Raw genomic sequence first — 14,818 nt, 5'->3', positions numbered from 1 at the left:
ACTCCTCGCGCTCACCGAGTCGGCCTTCCGTTCGCGACTGCGGGGCTCGCAAGCTCACTCCTCGCGCTCACCGGCGCCGGTCCAGCAGGAGAACGTCCACCGTGGACCCCGCAGCGGCTGTGGTGACCCGCTCGCCGAGCACCAGCAGGCCGTTGGCGTCGGACAGGCCGGACAGCGTGTACGGGCCGCCGGCGAGCGGCTGCACCGTGTACCCGCCGCCGCGCCGCTCGGCCACGTGCGCGGGCCGGAACTCGCGCAGCCCCACCGGGGACGAGACCGTCTCCAGCAGATGCGCGCGGACGCTCGGCCGGAACACCGGCTCGGCGCCGGCCAGCAGCTGAATGGCCGGGCGGGCCAGCACCTCGAAGCCGATCAGCGCCGCGCCGGGCTCACCGGGAAGACACACCACCGGCACCTCCTCGGCGCCGACCGTACCGAACCCGAGGGCCGTGCCGGGATAGAGGGCCACCTCTGTGAAGGCGACTGGCCCGGCCCGGCCGCCGTCGCGGCGGGACAGGATGCGGCGGACCATGTCACCCGGGCCGGTGCCGGTGCCGCCGGTGGTGATGATCAAGTCGGCGCGCAGCGTCTGGTCCTCCAGCAGCCCGCGCAGCGCCTCCGGGTCGTCGTCGCAGATCCCCACCCGGTACGCGAGCCCGCCCGCCTCGGCCGCCGCCGCGGTCAGCGCGTGCGAGTTGGTGTCGACCACCTGCCCGGGCTGGCTGCCCCGGCCCACGTCCACCAGTTCGTCGCCGGTGGCCACGATGACCACGCGCGGGCTGGGCCGTACCACCACGTGTCCGATGCCGGTGGCGGCGAACACCGCGACCAGGGCCGGTGAGACGTACGCGCCGGCGCGGGCGAGCAAGGTGCCGGCGACCAGTTCCTCCCCGGCGCGGCGCAGGCCGTACCCCCGTTTGGGGGCGCGGAAGATCTCGACGGCGGCCATGCCCTGGTCGGTCCACTCCACCGGGACGACCACGTCCGCGCCGATCGGCAGGGGCGCGCCGGCCGCCACCGAGAAGCACGAGCCGGTGGTGAGCCGGACCGGCCGCCAGCTCGCCGCGCCGAGGTCGCCCACCACGTTGAGGCGGATGCTGCGGCCGCCGGGCATACCGGAGGGGGCCGGGACGTAGCCCGGCCCCCGACTCCCACCGGAGATGTCCTCCCAGCGCGCGGCGTACCCGTCCACCGCCGCCTGGTCGAAGGCGGGGTACGAGTGCGGGGCGACCACGTCCTCGGCGAGCACGTTGCCGTACGCCTGGGTCAGGTCGAGGTCGAGCGGAGGCAGCGCGCGTAACCTGCGCAGCACACTGCCCAGGTAGTCGGCGAGCGGCGTCAACTCGTTCGCGGCCGCCTCGGCGTCGGCCGTCGAGGTCATGTATCGGCACCGCCGGACGCGTCGCGGATGCCGTTGAGGACGGCGGCGGTGACCGTCTCGTCGCCGTTGTTGACGAACTCGACGAGCCACTTGCGGAACTCGGCGCCCAGGTCGTCCCGCTCGGCGGCGATCTGCACCACGGTCTGGAGGTAGCCCAGCGGCATGCCGGTGTCGTAGCGGGTGCCCCGGTAGACGATGGCGTGCACCGGCACCCCCTCGGTACGCAGCAGCTCCATCGCGTCGGTGAGCTGGATCTCGCCGCCGCTGCCCGGTTCGGTGCGCCGGATGGCGTCGAAGATCTTCCCGGGCAGCACGTACCGGCCGAGGACCGCCAGGTTGCTGGGGGCGTCCTCCGGGCTGGGCTTCTCCACCATGCCGGTGACCTTGACGACCTCGGCGATGTCGGAGTATTCCGACTCGCCCGGCTCCACCGAGGCGATGCCGTAGCGGCTGGTCTCGGCCGGGTCGACCTCGAAGAAGGCGAGCACCACACCGCCGGTGCGGGCCTGGAGTTCCAGCATGGCCGGAAGCAGCGGCTCGGAGGGCTTGACGAACTCGTCGCCGAGCAGCACCGCGAAGGGCGCGTCGCCGACGTGCGACTCGGCGTACCCGACGGCGTGGCCGAGACCGAGCTGTTCCGGCTGGCGGACGGTGTAGATCGCGGCGAGCTCCTCGGTGCGCTTGACCTCGGCCAGCAGCTCGGGCTTCTTGGCGAGCCGTTCCTCCAGGTCCGGCCGGCGGTCGAAGTGGTCCACCATCGAGGTCTTGCCGCGACCGGTGATCAGCAGGACGTCGTCGATGCCGGCCTGGGCGGCCTCCTCGACGATGTACTGCAGCACCGGCCGGTCGACGACCGGCAGCAGTTCCTTGGGAACCGCCTTCGTGGCCGGCAGGAACCGGGTGGCCAGGCCGGCGGCCGGGATCACGGCCTTGACCGCGCGGGAGCGACCGGGGGCCGCTGAGGGGTTCGCTGAGTGCTCCGACATGCCGCGAGACTATCGGCCACGGCTCTGCCGCGGCGGGTGAGGACCGGAAGACGCGCCGCCCTGGGCGGTGCCCGCCGGGTCCGCCGAGCCGGCCCGGGGCAGCCCGTCCGGCGGGCTGACCCCGGCGGCCACCGCCGGGATCTCCTGGGTGGGCACCGGATCGGGCGCCGGGGCGAGCCGGTAGCCGTCGCGTCCGGCGGCCTTCGCCGCGTACAACGCGTCGTCGGCGGCGTCGAGCACCTGCTGGCCGTCGGCGGCGTGGTCCGGGTACACGGCGATGCCGATGGAGACGGTCACCGGCACCCGCACCGGCTCGTCGCCGCTGCCCTCGACCGCCACCGGCTGGTCCCGCACCACGGCGCCGAGCCGCTCGGCGACGATCGCCGCGCCCCGGGCGTCGGTCTCCGGCAGCAGCACCACGAACTCCTCGCCGCCCTGCCGGAACGCCAGGTCCACCTCGCGGATCACGCCGCGTACGCGACGGGCGAACTCGACCAGGACGGCGTCCCCGGCGGCGTGGCCCCAGGTGTCGTTGACGTTCTTGAACCGGTCCAGGTCGAGCGCGAGCACGCTGAGCATCCGGCCGAACCGGTTCGCCCGCTCCACCTCGCGGCGGATCGACTCGCGCAGGTAGCGGTAGTTCCACAGCCCGGTCAGCGGGTCGGTGAGGGAGAGCCGCTGCGCCTCCTCGTGCACCCGGACGTTCTCCACCGCTACCGCCGCGTGCCCGGCGAACGTCCGCAGCGTCACCACGTCGTCGTCGTGGAACTCGTGCACGCCGAGCCGGTCGTAGAGCACGAGCACGCCGAGCGCCGCGCAGGCCGACCCGGGCGGGTCGCCGTCGGCGGGCGGGTGGCCGGGCCGGTCCGGGCCGCGCGGCTCGGCGCCGCCGGGGGTGGCGAACGGCACCGCCACGTACGTCTCGCAGGACGGCTCCCCGGTCGGTGTGTCCGGTGGCGTCCACCGTCCGCGCAGCGGTTCGCCGGTGGCGGCCACCGCGCCGAGCACCCCGGCGCCGACCGGCACCCGCAGCGTCGCCGGGTCGGCCGGGTCGTCCGTGGGCCAGCGCCCGGTCAGCCCTTCGACGCACCGGCCGACCAGCACGCCGTCGCCGTCGACGAGCAGCACCGCGCCGGCCCGGGCGCCGGTGGCGGCGATCGCGCTGTCCAGGATCACCCGCAGGATGCGTTGCAGGTCGTGCGTGCTGGCCAGCGTGTCACCGAGCACTGCGAGGTGGTTGCGGAGCTGGTCGCGGCTGCTGGTCAGCGCCGCCACGTAGCTGCCGGTCTCCCGGGTCATCCGGTTGAACGCGCTGGCCAGCCGCCCGATCTCGTCGCGGCTGCGAACCGGCACCCGGGCGCTCAGGTCGCCGCGTGCCACCCGGTCGACCGCGCCGGCCAGTTCGCCCAGCGGCCGGGTGGTGACCCGGGCCAGCCGCCAGGCGGCGAGCACGGCGAGCAGGGCGGCGAGCGCCCCGGCCGCGATCAGCGCTCCGTACAGGCCGGCCGCGCGCTCGCCGGGCACCGACAGCACCAGTGGCAGCGGCTGGCCGGGAGACGGACCGACCCGGCGCACGTACCGGCCGTCGCCGGTCCCGGTCACCCGATTTCCGTCGGCCTTGCCGGCGGCGGCCAGCACCGCTGCGCGTACCCCCTGGTCCTCGGTCGTGTGGGTGAGGCCGCCGGGGTCGTCGAGGAGGGTGATCCCGACGCCGGTCACCGCGGCGAGCCGCGCCACGAACGCCCGGTCGACGGGCTGGGCGGCGGCGACCGCGCCCAGGTCGGTGCCGGCCGGGTCGCGGAGCCGGACCTGGGCGGACAGCGCCGCGACGGGGGTGGCCGGCGCGCCGGCGCAGTCCTGCCAGCGCCCGGCCGCCCCGCCCGGTGTGGCGTAGGTGGTACGGCCGGCGGCGTCGGCGATCAGCACGGCGGCGGCCAGGCCCCGCGCGACCACCTGGTCGGCCGCGCGCGACCGCAGGGCCGGGTCGCTGACCAGCGCGACCGCGTCGGCCGCCGCGCGTAGTTGCTGGCAGAGCGCATCGACAGAGGTACGCACACCGGCCGCCGCCAGGCCCAGCCGCTCGGTGGCGCGGCTACGGTCGACGGCGCTGAGCGTGGCCCCGACGAAGAACGCGCCGAGCAGGACGGGGCCGAGGACCACCGCGAGGAAAGCCGCCGTCAACCGCCCGCGTAGCGTCAATCTTCCCCCCGGAAGTTCCGCTCCCTTGGTGCGATGCTGACACAGAGCGACCATTAGGCAAGCGTTGCGTCAGGAGTGTTGCGTGCCGGAATTTTCGGATGAAGCGCACGATGCGAAGCGGGACATGCGCGTCGCGCTGCTCGCCGCCCGCCGGTCGCTGTCCGCGGCCGACCGGGCGGTGGCGGCGGCGGCCGTCCAGGCCGAGCTGGTGACGCTGGTACGCCGGCTGCGGCCGGCCAGGATGAGCGCGTACGTGCCGGTCGCCTCCGAGCCCGGCGGGGACGACCTGCCGGACGTGCTGCGCGCCGCGCTGCCGCCCGACGCCGAGTTGCTGCTGCCGGTGCTCCGCGACGACCTGGACCTGGACTGGGCCCTCTACACCGGTCCGGAGTCGTTGCGCGCCGCCGGCCGGGGCCTGCGCGAGCCGACCGCACCACCCCGGGGGCGATCCGCTGTGGCCGGGGCCGGCCTGGTGGTGGTGCCGGCTGTCGCGGTGGACCGCCGGGGCATCCGGCTGGGCCGGGGCGGCGGCTCGTACGACCGGGCGCTGGCCCGGGTACCCGCCACCGTGCCGAGTGTGGCGCTGCTGCACGACGGCGAGCTGGTCGAGGCGGTGCCCGCCCTGCCGCACGACCGTCCCGTGCACTGCGTGATCACCCCGGCGGACGGGTTGGCGGCAGTTCCGGGTGTGGGCCCGGGCGCTTCCGCTGGACGAACCCGGGGGTGATGACGCACCATTGGCACTCGAAGACCACGAGTGCCAACCGGCCGTGCCAAGATCCGGAGGAGAACGTGCCCACGTACCAGTACGCCTGCACCGCGTGCGGCCACCAGCTCGAGGCGGTGCAGTCCTTCTCGGACGACCCGCTGACCGAGTGCCCGGCGTGTGAGGGGCGGCTGCGAAAGCTCTTCAACTCGGTGGGCATCGTGTTCAAGGGCTCCGGCTTCTACCGCACGGACTCCCGCTCGTCCGGCTCCGAAAACGGCTCCCCGGCCCCGTCGAGCAAGCCGGCCAAGACCGAGTCGTCCCCGTCGTCGGACTCCTCGTCCTCGTCGTCCGGTTCGTCGTCCTCCTCGTCCGGGTCGTCCTCGTCGTCCGGGTCGTCTTCGTCGTCCGGGTCCGGGTCGGGCTCGACGGCCGGCAAGGCGCCGGCGGCGTCCAGCTCCTCCTGACCTGCTTTCGTACCGGCACGTGGCCGTCCCCTCCCGGGGGCGGCCACGTTTCGTCTGGCCGTCCCGTTCGAGGCAGACGCTCGCCACCTCGGCGAGGTCGCCGCATCAGCCCGTCCGGAAGCGGCCACCTCCCTGGTGACGGCGCGGGCCGCCCGGGGAGCGGTTTTCCACAGGCCGGCGGGTTATCCACAGGGACGGGCGGTGGGGCGGCGAGAGGCGGGAACCGGTCCTAGCCTGCGGGTCGGACGGTTGGTCGGCGGAGGGAGGCAGCGGTGACGGATGGCGAGGCGACGTTGCGTCCGGTCCGCTGGCGCGGGCTGCCCCGGCGCCGGCCCCTGCTGCGGGTGACGCTCGTCGCGGTGCTGCTCGGGTTGGCCGCGGCGGTGCTCCAGACGCCGCAGTCCTGCCCACCGCCCCGCGTGCCACCGGCCGCCTCGGCGTCGGCGTCCGCGTCCGGCGGCATCCGCGCCCTACCGGCCGGCACGGTGGGCGTGCCGATCCGGCTGGCCGAGCCGGCCGCCCTCTCGGTGCTGCGCCCGGGTGCCCGGGTCGACCTGCTCGTCGTACCGGCGGGCGGCACGCCCGACCCGGCGCTGCTGGCCCCGCGCGCTTTGGTGCTCGACGTGGTCGGCGCCACCGGGGCGGTCGACGGCTCGTCGGCGCTCTACCTCGCGCTGCCGCCCGAGCAGGCGCGGCGGGCGGTCGGCTTGCCGGAGGGCAGCCGCTTCGCCGTGGTGGTGCGCGGCTGACGGGACCCGGCGGTCAGCCCCGATGCGGCGCGATCAGCCCCAGTGCGGCGGGCGCTCGGCGAGCAGCCAGTCCTCGTTGCCGCCGGGGCGCTCGCCCCAGCCGCGGTCGGTGTCGTCGCTGGTCTGCTCGGGCAGCACGACGAAGTCTTCGCTGAGGTCGACCACGCGGTCGTCGTCATCGCGCGGTGTCCGGATACCGGGTTCGGTCACGAGCAGCAACGATACCGCCGAACCGGCCACGCTTCGGTCCCCGGAACGTGGCGGGGCCGGACCGGCGTCCCGCCGGCACCTCACATCGGGCGGGCGGCGGTGATCGACGCGTCGGGCGGCCGACCGGCCGGGGCGTTGGTAGCGTCGGACGGCGTGACGACGCCGAGCGGTGGAAGCCCCGACGACGAGACCTGGCGACGCCCGGAGCAACCGGCCAGGGACGGGGAGAACCCCTCCGTGGCGGTCCCCCGGGAGGGCGTGGGCGCGCACCCGGCCGGTTCCGAATCAAGGCCCGGTGACATCGGTGACGGCGGCGGGGACCACGACCCGGACCGCACCGACGGTCCTGCCGTGACCACCGGGCCGCCCGCACCGGGCACTCCCACCGCGGACCCGGCCGTCATCGGCGGGATCGACACCGCCGGTGCCGCCACCGGAACAGCCGGAGCAGCGCCGGAGGCGGCCGGAAACGCCAGCCCGTGGTCACGCGATGCGGCCACCGACAGCCCGTGGGCCCGGCCGGAGGCGGCAGGCGGTTGGACGGTGGCCGGCGGCGCGTGGCCCGGAGCATCCGGCGGTGGCCCGCCCTCGGGATACGCGGGACCGCCGCCGAGCACGCCTCCGCCGCCCGGCTGGCGGCCACCGGTGCACGTGCAGCCGGCGCCACCCCGCAGCCTGCCGCCGCAGGACATGGCTGCGATGGACCAGGCGGAGCAGCGCGCGCAGCGGCTCACCTACGGCGTCGGGGCGGTCGTCGCCGTGGTGCTGGTGCTGCTCACCTGCCTGCTCTGCTCACGGGTGCTGTTCTGAGCCGCACCGGTCAGACGATGCCGTCCCACACCATCTTGGCGCCGCTGTCACCGGTCAGGTAGACGTACACGAGCGCGAACACCGCGAGCACTGCCACCACCACGGTGAGCACCACCGGGACCCAGCGGGGCACGTTCCGGCCCGCGACGAAGCGGCTCGTCGACAGCAGGAGCAGCAGCGCCGCGACGCCGAGCCCGAGCGAGAACCAGAACAGCGTGTCGCCGTACTCGGCATGCTCGTGGATCTTCTGGAGCCCTTCCGGCGGGTAGCCCCGCGCGCGCAGGGTCTCCTCCAGCTCCTCGCCGGACTCGGTGGCGACCCAGGTGACGGCCGGGGTGACCACGGCGAGCGCGGCGACCGCCCAGCCGAGGCGGAGCCGCCACCGGGGCAGCACCCCGTACCCGACGGCGAGCAGTGCCAGCAGCGGCACCAGCACCACCGCCGCGTGGATGACGAGCACGTGGAGCGGCAGACCGTTGATTTCCCTGAACACCGACACCTCCGGCGAGTGGGTGGTTAGCGGGCCCAGCGTACGGCGTGACGCTGTGTACCTCGACACACGCAGACGCGGCGGCAGCGGTTCACGTGCGGCCCCGGCCACCCGCGAGAACGCTCGCTTGTCGGCCCGCCGCTCCGGTCGCGGGGCCTACGGGTCACCCGGCCGCGTCTCGCCGTGCTGGACGTGCTCTCCGCCGACGACTGACAGCCGGGCCGCCACGACTGACGGCCACGCCGAGGACGGGCGGCGCGACGCGTGGCACTCTTGATCGGTGGACACCGAAGACCTCGGCCTCTTCGGTCCGGGATCGGTCACGTGGAAGGTGCACGAGGAACCGATCCTGATCGTCGCCGGCCTGCGCTCCCTCTACCTCCAGGCGCTGCACCCCCGCGCGATGGCCGGTGTGGCGCAGAACAGCAACTACCGCTCCGACGCGTGGGGCCGGCTGGTCCGCACGGCGACGTACGTGGGGACGACGATCTACGGCACCACCGCCGAGGCGGAGGCGGCCGGGCGGCGGCTGCGTACGCGGCACGCCCGGATGCGCGCCACCGACCCGTTCACCGGTGAGGAGTTCCGCGTCGACGAGCCGGAGTTGCTGCGCTGGGTGCACGTCACCGAGGTCGAGTCGTTCGTGAGCACCGCCCGGCGTGCCGGTCTGGCGCTCACCGACGACGAGGTGGACGGCTACTACACCGAGCAGCGCCGGTCGGCGGCCCTGGTCGGGCTGGACCCGGACGACGTACCGGGCACCGCCGCCGAGGTGGCCGACTACTACCGGGACGTACGCCCGCAGTTGCGGATGACCCGGGAGGCGGCCGAGACCGCGCTGTTCCTGACCGCGCCGCCGATCCCGTGGAAGCTCAGCCTGCCGGCGCGGGTCGGCCTGAACCTCGGGCCGCCGCGCTGGGCCTACCTGGGGATCGCCGCCACCGCGCTGGGCATGCTGCCACCCTGGGCGTTGCGGCTCTACGGCGGGCTGGGCCTGCCCACCACCGCCCTGTCGGCCGACCTGAGCGCGCGGGCGCTGCGCCTGGCGCTGGCCGCGGTGCCGCGGCGCTACCGGGAGGGGCCGTTGCAGCAGGCCGCCAAGGAACGCGCCGCCCGCCTGGCCGCGGCCTGACGGCGGGACCGGTCAGTCCGGGTCGGCGAAACGCTCGACTGCCGACCAGGGCTCCTTGCCCGGGGTCTGCGCGCCGGTCGGGCACGTACGCCGGTAGTCGCACCAGCCGCACCGGGGACCCGGCTCGGTCGGGAACGCCTCGTCGGGGTCGGCGCCGTCGGTCACCGCGCGCTCGGCGGTCATGATGTCGCGGGCGGTGTCCTCGGCGCGGGTCAGCTGCCGGTGCAGGGACTCCGGGGTGTGCTCGTGCGCGGCGACGGTGCCGGTGGGCAGGTGGTGCAGCTCGACCCGGCGGCACGGCTTGCGGAACACCCGCTCGGCCGCGTACGCGTAGAGCGCGAGCGCCTGCGAGCCGCGCGCGTCGTCGGCGTCGAGCCCGGTGCGGCCGGTCTTGTAGTCGACGATGACCAGCTCGGGCCGCCCGTCCGGGCCGGGACGCGAGTCGATCCGGTCGGTGCGGCCGTTGAACGCGAGCACAGCGGTCTTCACCGCGACGACCCGTTCCACGCCGACCGGCTCGTCGGCCGGGTCGAGGCCCGCGACGTAGCCCTCCAGCCAGGTCAGCGCCCGCCGGAAGGCGTCGCGCTCCTGCTCGTCGTCTCGGTAGCCCTCGCGGACCCAGGTGCCCTTGAGCAGCGTGCCGAGCACCTCGGGACGGCGGCGGTCGGGGGCGAGCGCGTACCAGTTCTTCAGCGCCGTGTGGACGCTGGCGCCGAGCGAGTTGTGCGCCCACGGCGGGCCCTTGGGCGGGGCGGGGCGGTCGACGTAGGCGTAGCGGTAGCGGCGGGGACAGTCCGCGTACGCGCCGAGCTTGCTCGGTGTGCAGACGAACAGGCGTTCCGGCATGCCCTCGAAGCCGAGCTGCTCGGACTGCTCGGCGCGGGGTCGGGGAGCCCGGGAGCCGGTCGGGCCGGCTGCTGACGGTCGTCGCACCCCCTGGATCCTGCCATCCGGGTACGACAGCGGGCGGACCCGCTCAGGCGTTGTTGAGGTACTGGGTCACGAACGCGGCGATCGCGTCGGCGATGAGCTGCACGGCGATGGCGGCCAGCAGCAGGCCGGCGATGCGGGTCAGCACCTCGATGCCGCCGGGTCGCAGCACCTTGACGATCCCGCCGGAGAAGCGCAGCACCACCCAGACGGTGACCATCACCGCGACGATGGCCAGCCCGATGGCGAGGTAGTCGACGGCGCCGCCGGCCTGCTGCACGAACAGCATCGTCGCCACGATGGCGCCCGGCCCGGCCAGCAGCGGCGTGCCGAGCGGCACCAGCGCGATGTTCGAGGTGACCTGCTGGCTCGGGTCGTCCGACTTGCCGGTCAGCAGCTCCAGCGCGACCAGGATCAGCAGCAGGCCGCCCGCAGCCTGGAGGGCGGGCAGGTCGACGTGCAGGTACGCCAGGATCGTCTGCCCCGCCACCGCGAAGATCACGATGACCCCGAGCGCCAGCGCGACGGCCTGCCAGGCGGCCCGGTTCCGGTCGCGCGCGGGCAGCGGCCCGGTCAGCGCGAGGAAGATGGGCATCATTCCGGGCGGGTCGACGATCACCAGCAGGGTCACGAAGACCTCGCCGAAGAGCTTGAGATCCACGCGGACACGGTAGCCGTGCCGTCGGAGCGCTTCAGCCTGAAGCGACAGGGGTCACCCCGCCGGCCAGCGCAACGATCCGCTCGTACGCCTCGGGGTCGGTGGTGTGCGCGCCCAGCCGTACCGTCTTGTGCGTGCCGTGGAAGTCCGACGAGCCGGTGACCAGCAGTCCCAGGTCGGCGGCGAGCCCTCGGACGTGCGCCCGCTCGTCCGGGTCGTGGTCCTCGTGGTCGGCCTCCAGCCCGGCCAGGCCGGCCACTGCCAGGTCCGCGATCAGCTCGTCCGGCACGATCCGGCCGCGCCTGCTGGCCCTCGGATGGGCGAAGACGGGCACGCCGCCGGCCGCCCGCACCAGCGCCACCGCCCGGAACACCTCGATGTCGTCCTTCGGCAGCCGGTACCGCTCGCCCAGCCAGTCCGGCCCGAACGCCTCGGTGGTGGTGGCGACCAGACCGGCCCGGATCAACGCCTGCGCGATGTGCGGTCGGCCGACGGTGCCGCCGCCCGCTCCGGCCAGGATCTCCGTCCAGCTCACCGGGATCCCGTCGGCCTGGAGCAGCCGGACGATGCGCTCGCCGCGTTCCTCCCGGGCCCGGCGGACCCGGGCCAGCTCGGCGACGAGTTCCGGCTCGGCCGGGTCGAACAGGTACGCGAGCAGGTGCAGCGGGATCGCTGGTTCGGCGCCGAACCAGCGGCAGGAGATCTCCGCGCCGCGGATCAGGGTGAGGCCCCGCGGCAGGGCGGCGACGGCGGGTGCCCAACCGGCGGTGGTGTCGTGGTCGGTGAGTGCCACCACGTCCAGCCCGGCGCCGGCGGCGGCCCGGACCAGCTCGGCGGGGGTGAGGGTGCCGTCGCTGGCGGTGGAGTGGGTGTGCAGGTCGATGCGGGCGGGGACGCTCACCCGCCCGACGCTACGCCCCGTCCGGCACCGTGGGGACGCCGGCCACCACCACCGGACGCTCGTGCTGCGCCAGTCCGTCGACCGGTGAACCCGTGGGCCGGTCGCCGGCCAGCACCCGCTCGGGCTTGACCCGGACCAACCCGCCGTTCGCGTCCACGTGCAGCGCCACACCCGTCCGGGTCCACGCCACCCCGCCGGCCAGCACCGGGCCGGCCGGGTGGAGGGTCGGGCTGGCCGGGTCGGCCAGGTCGACCAGGAGGGCGGTGCGCGCCGTGCCGTTGGCGAGCAGCCACCGGCCGTCGAAGGAGAGGGCGCCGCGTCCGTCGGCGGCAAGTCTCGGGCCGCACACGACACGCACCGGAGCGAGGTCCCGGGCCGGGTCGAGCAGGCCCAGGCACGGGTGACCGTCCGAGCCCGCGGTGACCAGGCCGACCGCCCGGCCGTCGGGCCGGGTGCCGTAGACGACGCGTACGTCCGGGTTCACCGGCCCCGGCTGCCCGCCCAGCGCGCGGTTCCAGACGCTCATCCCCCCGCCTCCGGGTTGCTGGATGAGCACGGCGTCGCCGGCGAAGCCGACCGGCACGGCGCCCTCCGGCGCGGCGGTCCGGACCGGCGCGATGAGCTGACCGGCGACCACACCGGCGGCGATCACGTCCGGGCCGTCCCGCCAGGCGACCTGGCGCCCGTCCGGAGAGACGGCCACCGCGTCCGCGGCGGCCAGCATGACCTGTGGCGCGGCGCCATTGACCGGCGCCCACCAGAGGGTACGGCCGGCGGCGGTGGCCGCCGAGGTGAGCAGCCAGCCCTCCTCGTCGTGGATCCGCTGCGCCCGTTCGACGCCGCTCACGCCGGTCAGCTGACGCCGTTCGCCGCCCCTGGTGTCCAGCCGGTCACCGACGAGCAGGTCGACCTCGGCGCGGATCGGCCCGTGACGGGTGACCGAGGGCGGCTCGGTGGACAGCGGGGAGGGCGCGAGGACGGCAGGATCGCCGAGCACCACGGTGGGGGTGCCGCCGTCGCCGCCCGGCGCGGTGAACTGGGCCACCCCGAAGGTGATGAACACGGTGGCGACCCCGGCCAGGGCCAGGCCGCTGAACGTACGCCGCCGGCCCGCGCGCCGCGCCCGGCGCAGGACCTCCCCCGCCGGGTCGGCGGGCAGCGGGCGGGACGTGGCGACGCGGCGGTTCAGCGTCTCCCGCAGCGCCCGCTCCAGCTCGTCGTCGCTCACGACCAATGGACGCTCCGGGCTGCCCGTCCGGTTGTCACAGTCGTGCCGAGTGCCGCTCATCGGCTCTCCGCCGCGATCGGGACGGCGGGACGGACCGGCGCGGGGCGGACCGGCGCGGGACGGACCGGCGTCGGGGGTGGGACCGGGCGGGGCACCCGGGCGGCGGACCGTGGCGCCGGGGCTCGGGTCGGCTCGGCGCCTGTGGCCGGCGGGACGGCGCGGCCGGCCGGAGCCGGGGCGGACGGGGTCGCCGCGGGCGTGTCGGCCGGCGCGGGCAGGCTCAGGGCCGCCTCGGAGCCCAGCCGGCGGCGCAGCGTGTTGAGCGCCCGGGAGGTCTGACTCTTGACAGTGCCCGGGGAGATTTCCAGCAGCGCGGCGGTCTGCGCCTCGGACATGTCCTCGTAGAAGCGCAGCACCAGCACGGCCCGTTGCCGGGCCGGCAGCGCTTGGAGGTGCCGCCAGAGCGCATCCCGGTCGAGTTGCTGCTCGATCTCGTCGACGCCGGCGCGCTCCGGCAGCACCTCGGTGGGACGCTCGCCGTGCCAGCGGCGCCGCCACCAACTCGTGGACGTGTTGACCATGACCCGGCGGGCGTACGGCTCGATGGCGTCGATCCCGCCGAGCCTTTTCCAGGCCAGGTAGGTCTTTGTGAGCGCGGTCTGGAGCAGGTCCTCGGCGGTGGCCCAGTCACCGGCGAGCAGATACGCGGTGCGCAGGAGCGCGCCGGACCGGGCCGCGACGAATTCGCAGAACTCCTCCTCCAGCGGGTCTCTGCTCACCACAGTCATCTCCCCCCGTCCTGCCTGGCAGAATGCCACGGCCACGCCGGTCGGGTCGATGGCGGAAGGTGTGCAGTTCATCCGATGTTCGGACGAAAACTTTCAGGCCCCGTCGTCGGCCTTGGCCTCGTCGGCTTCCTTGCCCAACCGCGCCTCGACCGCCTGCGGCTCGTACATCTCCTCGACCACACGCAGGTAGAGCTCGTTCGGGTTGGGCAGGTTCTTGATCACCCGGAGCGCCTGTTCCTGACCGGCGGACTCCAGGACGAACGTGCCGTAGTTGAGGGCACGGCCGGTCGGGCTCTGCTCGTACTTCATGTCGGTGACCCGGGTGAGCGGCATCATCGCGACCTGCCGGGTGATGATGCCGGCCACCACCATCACCCGTTTGTTGGTGAGGATGAACCGGTCGTACCACCAGTCGGCGACCTTCCACGCGACCCAGCCCATCACGGCGAACCAGAGCAGCACGGCGACGGTGGTCAGTGCGCCGACGTCCCGCCCGGCTAGGAACCCGGAGAGGTAGCCGAGCACGAACGTGGCCGCGACGCCGACGATGATCGGCGTGGTGAGGTGGATCCAGTGCCGCTTCCACTCGCCCCGGTAGCGCTCGGTGGGGAAGAGGTAGCGCGCCACGAGCGAGCTGGGCTCGTCCTCCAGCGGCAGCACCCGGCGGGGCGCCATGCCGGTGGCGTCGGACCGTAGCCCGACCAGCTCCTCCTCGGAGATCGGCTGGTCGGGGAAGCCGTCCGGGTCCCGCGCCCAGGCCCGGCCGGACCGCCCCTCGGCGGCGTAGGCGCTGCCGTAGCCGGCGTCGTCCGGGTCCGCGTAGGGGCCGGGGCCGTAACCGGCCGGGTCGTCCGGGTCGATCCGGGGGATCGGCTCGGTGTCATGCTCCCGTCGCGCCCGGTCGGGATCGTCCGGGTCGAAGGGTGGACCGGAAGGGCTTCCCATCGGCGGCTAGGCGACGAGGTTGGTGAAGAAGTCGCCGAAGCCCTGCGCGATGTCCATGATGCCGCCACCGAGAGACTTGAAGACGTCGGCGGCGGAGTTTGGCCGGTACGCAACGAAGAAGATCAAGAATGCGATGCCGGCCCAGGTGAGGACCTTCTTGACCATAGCGGGCCATCCTCTCGCGCGGCGTCGGGTCCGTTTACCGCAGCGGCACCCAGAGTATCAGCATGGTGTCTTA

The 14,818-nt window shown here is 74.6% G+C and carries 17 protein-coding genes and 1 pseudogene; 5 read left to right on the top strand and 13 right to left on the bottom strand.

All coding sequences use genetic code 11. From position 1 onward, the window contains the following. Window positions 1-67: 67 nt before the first annotated feature. The 3 genes from glp to ACFYON_RS12730 are packed head-to-tail and all read right to left on the bottom strand — an operon-like array spanning window position 68 to window position 4,566. The gene (gene glp / locus ACFYON_RS12740; RefSeq protein WP_354864624.1) at window positions 68-1,381 is read right to left on the bottom strand and encodes a gephyrin-like molybdotransferase Glp; all 1,314 of its coding nucleotides are present in this window, start codon (window positions 1,379-1,381) and stop codon (window positions 68-70) included. Continuing rightward, window positions 1,378-2,367, bottom strand: a complete 990-nt coding sequence (locus tag ACFYON_RS12735) for a UTP--glucose-1-phosphate uridylyltransferase (RefSeq protein ID WP_354864622.1) — start codon at window positions 2,365-2,367, stop codon at window positions 1,378-1,380. The genes glp and ACFYON_RS12735 overlap by 4 nt, the downstream gene beginning before the upstream one ends. A gap of 9 nt (window positions 2,368-2,376) precedes the next feature. Beyond that, on the bottom strand, window positions 2,377-4,566 hold the full coding sequence (locus tag ACFYON_RS12730) for a diguanylate cyclase (protein WP_354864620.1): 2,190 nt from the start codon (window positions 4,564-4,566) through the stop codon (window positions 2,377-2,379). A gap of 82 nt (window positions 4,567-4,648) precedes the next feature. On the opposite strand from ACFYON_RS12730, the gene ACFYON_RS12725 reads away from it, so the two are divergent. Both ACFYON_RS12725 and ACFYON_RS12720 read left to right on the top strand, forming a co-directional pair. Then, complete coding sequence (locus ACFYON_RS12725) at window positions 4,649-5,293, top strand: 5-formyltetrahydrofolate cyclo-ligase (RefSeq protein WP_387188979.1); 645 nt, start codon at window positions 4,649-4,651, stop codon at window positions 5,291-5,293. Then, window positions 5,293-5,499 (top strand): annotated as a pseudogene (locus ACFYON_RS12720) (FmdB family zinc ribbon protein); the annotation flags it as partial. The gene ACFYON_RS12725 and the pseudogene ACFYON_RS12720, both read left to right, overlap by 1 nt. A gap of 14 nt (window positions 5,500-5,513) precedes the next feature. Here the strand turns inward: ACFYON_RS12720 and ACFYON_RS12715 are convergent. Next, the gene (locus ACFYON_RS12715) at window positions 5,514-5,786 is read right to left on the bottom strand and encodes a hypothetical protein (protein ID WP_354865300.1); all 273 of its coding nucleotides are present in this window, start codon (window positions 5,784-5,786) and stop codon (window positions 5,514-5,516) included. A gap of 225 nt (window positions 5,787-6,011) precedes the next feature. On the opposite strand from ACFYON_RS12715, the gene ACFYON_RS12710 reads away from it, so the two are divergent. Next, window positions 6,012-6,488: a flagellar biosynthesis protein FlgA gene (locus ACFYON_RS12710; protein WP_357706361.1), complete on the top strand. Its 477-nt coding sequence runs from the start codon at window positions 6,012-6,014 to the stop codon at window positions 6,486-6,488. Between the two features lie 33 nt (window positions 6,489-6,521). On the opposite strand, the gene ACFYON_RS12705 is transcribed toward ACFYON_RS12710, so the two are convergent. Continuing rightward, window positions 6,522-6,704, bottom strand: coding sequence for a hypothetical protein (locus ACFYON_RS12705; RefSeq protein WP_355094941.1), 183 nt, complete (start codon window positions 6,702-6,704; stop codon window positions 6,522-6,524). 147 nt (window positions 6,705-6,851) lie between these two features. On the opposite strand from ACFYON_RS12705, the gene ACFYON_RS12700 reads away from it, so the two are divergent. Beyond that, on the top strand, window positions 6,852-7,508 hold the full coding sequence (locus tag ACFYON_RS12700; RefSeq protein WP_387188977.1) for a hypothetical protein: 657 nt from the start codon (window positions 6,852-6,854) through the stop codon (window positions 7,506-7,508). A 10-nt stretch (window positions 7,509-7,518) separates the two neighbouring features. Here ACFYON_RS12700 and ACFYON_RS12695 read toward each other — a convergent pair whose 3' ends face one another. Further along, window positions 7,519-8,001, bottom strand: a complete 483-nt coding sequence (locus ACFYON_RS12695) for a DUF2231 domain-containing protein (protein ID WP_354864614.1) — start codon at window positions 7,999-8,001, stop codon at window positions 7,519-7,521. A gap of 277 nt (window positions 8,002-8,278) precedes the next feature. Here ACFYON_RS12695 and ACFYON_RS12690 point away from each other — a divergent pair, with 277 nt between their 5' ends. Then, window positions 8,279-9,130 carry an oxygenase MpaB family protein gene (locus tag ACFYON_RS12690; RefSeq protein WP_354864612.1) on the top strand — a complete coding sequence of 284 codons (852 nt, stop codon included), beginning with the start codon at window positions 8,279-8,281 and terminating at the stop codon, window positions 9,128-9,130. A 12-nt stretch (window positions 9,131-9,142) separates the two neighbouring features. Here the strand turns inward: ACFYON_RS12690 and ACFYON_RS12685 are convergent, their stop codons facing one another. From ACFYON_RS12685 to ACFYON_RS12655, 7 genes are all read right to left on the bottom strand, one after another. Beyond that, window positions 9,143-9,976: a PD-(D/E)XK nuclease family protein gene (locus tag ACFYON_RS12685; RefSeq protein WP_354865250.1), complete on the bottom strand. Its 834-nt coding sequence runs from the start codon at window positions 9,974-9,976 to the stop codon at window positions 9,143-9,145. Window positions 9,977-10,106: 130 nt separating this feature from the next. Continuing rightward, window positions 10,107-10,721, bottom strand: coding sequence for a MarC family protein (locus ACFYON_RS12680; RefSeq protein ID WP_354864611.1), 615 nt, complete (start codon window positions 10,719-10,721; stop codon window positions 10,107-10,109). Window positions 10,722-10,752: 31 nt separating this feature from the next. Next, window positions 10,753-11,619 (bottom strand): PHP domain-containing protein, encoded by an 867-nt coding sequence (locus ACFYON_RS12675; protein WP_355094935.1) that lies wholly within the window; start codon window positions 11,617-11,619, stop codon window positions 10,753-10,755. 10 nt (window positions 11,620-11,629) lie between these two features. Beyond that, the gene (locus tag ACFYON_RS12670; RefSeq protein WP_354864607.1) at window positions 11,630-12,847 is read right to left on the bottom strand and encodes a hypothetical protein; all 1,218 of its coding nucleotides are present in this window, start codon (window positions 12,845-12,847) and stop codon (window positions 11,630-11,632) included. A gap of 56 nt (window positions 12,848-12,903) precedes the next feature. Then, window positions 12,904-13,635, bottom strand: coding sequence for a SigE family RNA polymerase sigma factor (locus ACFYON_RS12665; protein ID WP_355094937.1), 732 nt, complete (start codon window positions 13,633-13,635; stop codon window positions 12,904-12,906). 93 nt (window positions 13,636-13,728) lie between these two features. After that, window positions 13,729-14,580 carry a PH domain-containing protein gene (locus ACFYON_RS12660; RefSeq protein WP_354864603.1) on the bottom strand — a complete coding sequence of 284 codons (852 nt, stop codon included), beginning with the start codon at window positions 14,578-14,580 and terminating at the stop codon, window positions 13,729-13,731. A 6-nt stretch (window positions 14,581-14,586) separates the two neighbouring features. Beyond that, window positions 14,587-14,745, bottom strand: coding sequence for a hypothetical protein (locus tag ACFYON_RS12655; protein WP_013283898.1), 159 nt, complete (start codon window positions 14,743-14,745; stop codon window positions 14,587-14,589). Between the last annotated feature and the right edge of the window lie 73 nt (window positions 14,746-14,818).

The organism is Micromonospora sp. NPDC005686, assembly GCF_042871665.1.
Lineage (GTDB): Bacteria > Actinomycetota > Actinomycetes > Mycobacteriales > Micromonosporaceae > Micromonospora.
Note: the sequence above shows the minus strand (reverse complement) of the source record. Positions and strands in the feature narration are given on the sequence as shown.

What these genes read in the sequence shown, in the direction of transcription:
- glp (WP_354864624.1), bottom strand. Translation starts at nt 1,381, where the DNA reads ATGACCTCGACGGCCGACGCCGAGGCGGCCGCGAACGAGTTGACGCCG.
- ACFYON_RS12735 (WP_354864622.1), bottom strand. Translation starts at nt 2,367, where the DNA reads ATGTCGGAGCACTCAGCGAACCCCTCAGCGGCCCCCGGTCGCTCCCGC.
- ACFYON_RS12685 (WP_354865250.1), bottom strand. Translation starts at nt 9,976, where the DNA reads ATGCCGGAACGCCTGTTCGTCTGCACACCGAGCAAGCTCGGCGCGTAC.
- ACFYON_RS12665 (WP_355094937.1), bottom strand. Translation starts at nt 13,635, where the DNA reads ATGACTGTGGTGAGCAGAGACCCGCTGGAGGAGGAGTTCTGCGAATTC.
- ACFYON_RS12660 (WP_354864603.1), bottom strand. Translation starts at nt 14,580, where the DNA reads ATGGGAAGCCCTTCCGGTCCACCCTTCGACCCGGACGATCCCGACCGG.
- ACFYON_RS12655 (WP_013283898.1), bottom strand. Translation starts at nt 14,745, where the DNA reads ATGGTCAAGAAGGTCCTCACCTGGGCCGGCATCGCATTCTTGATCTTC.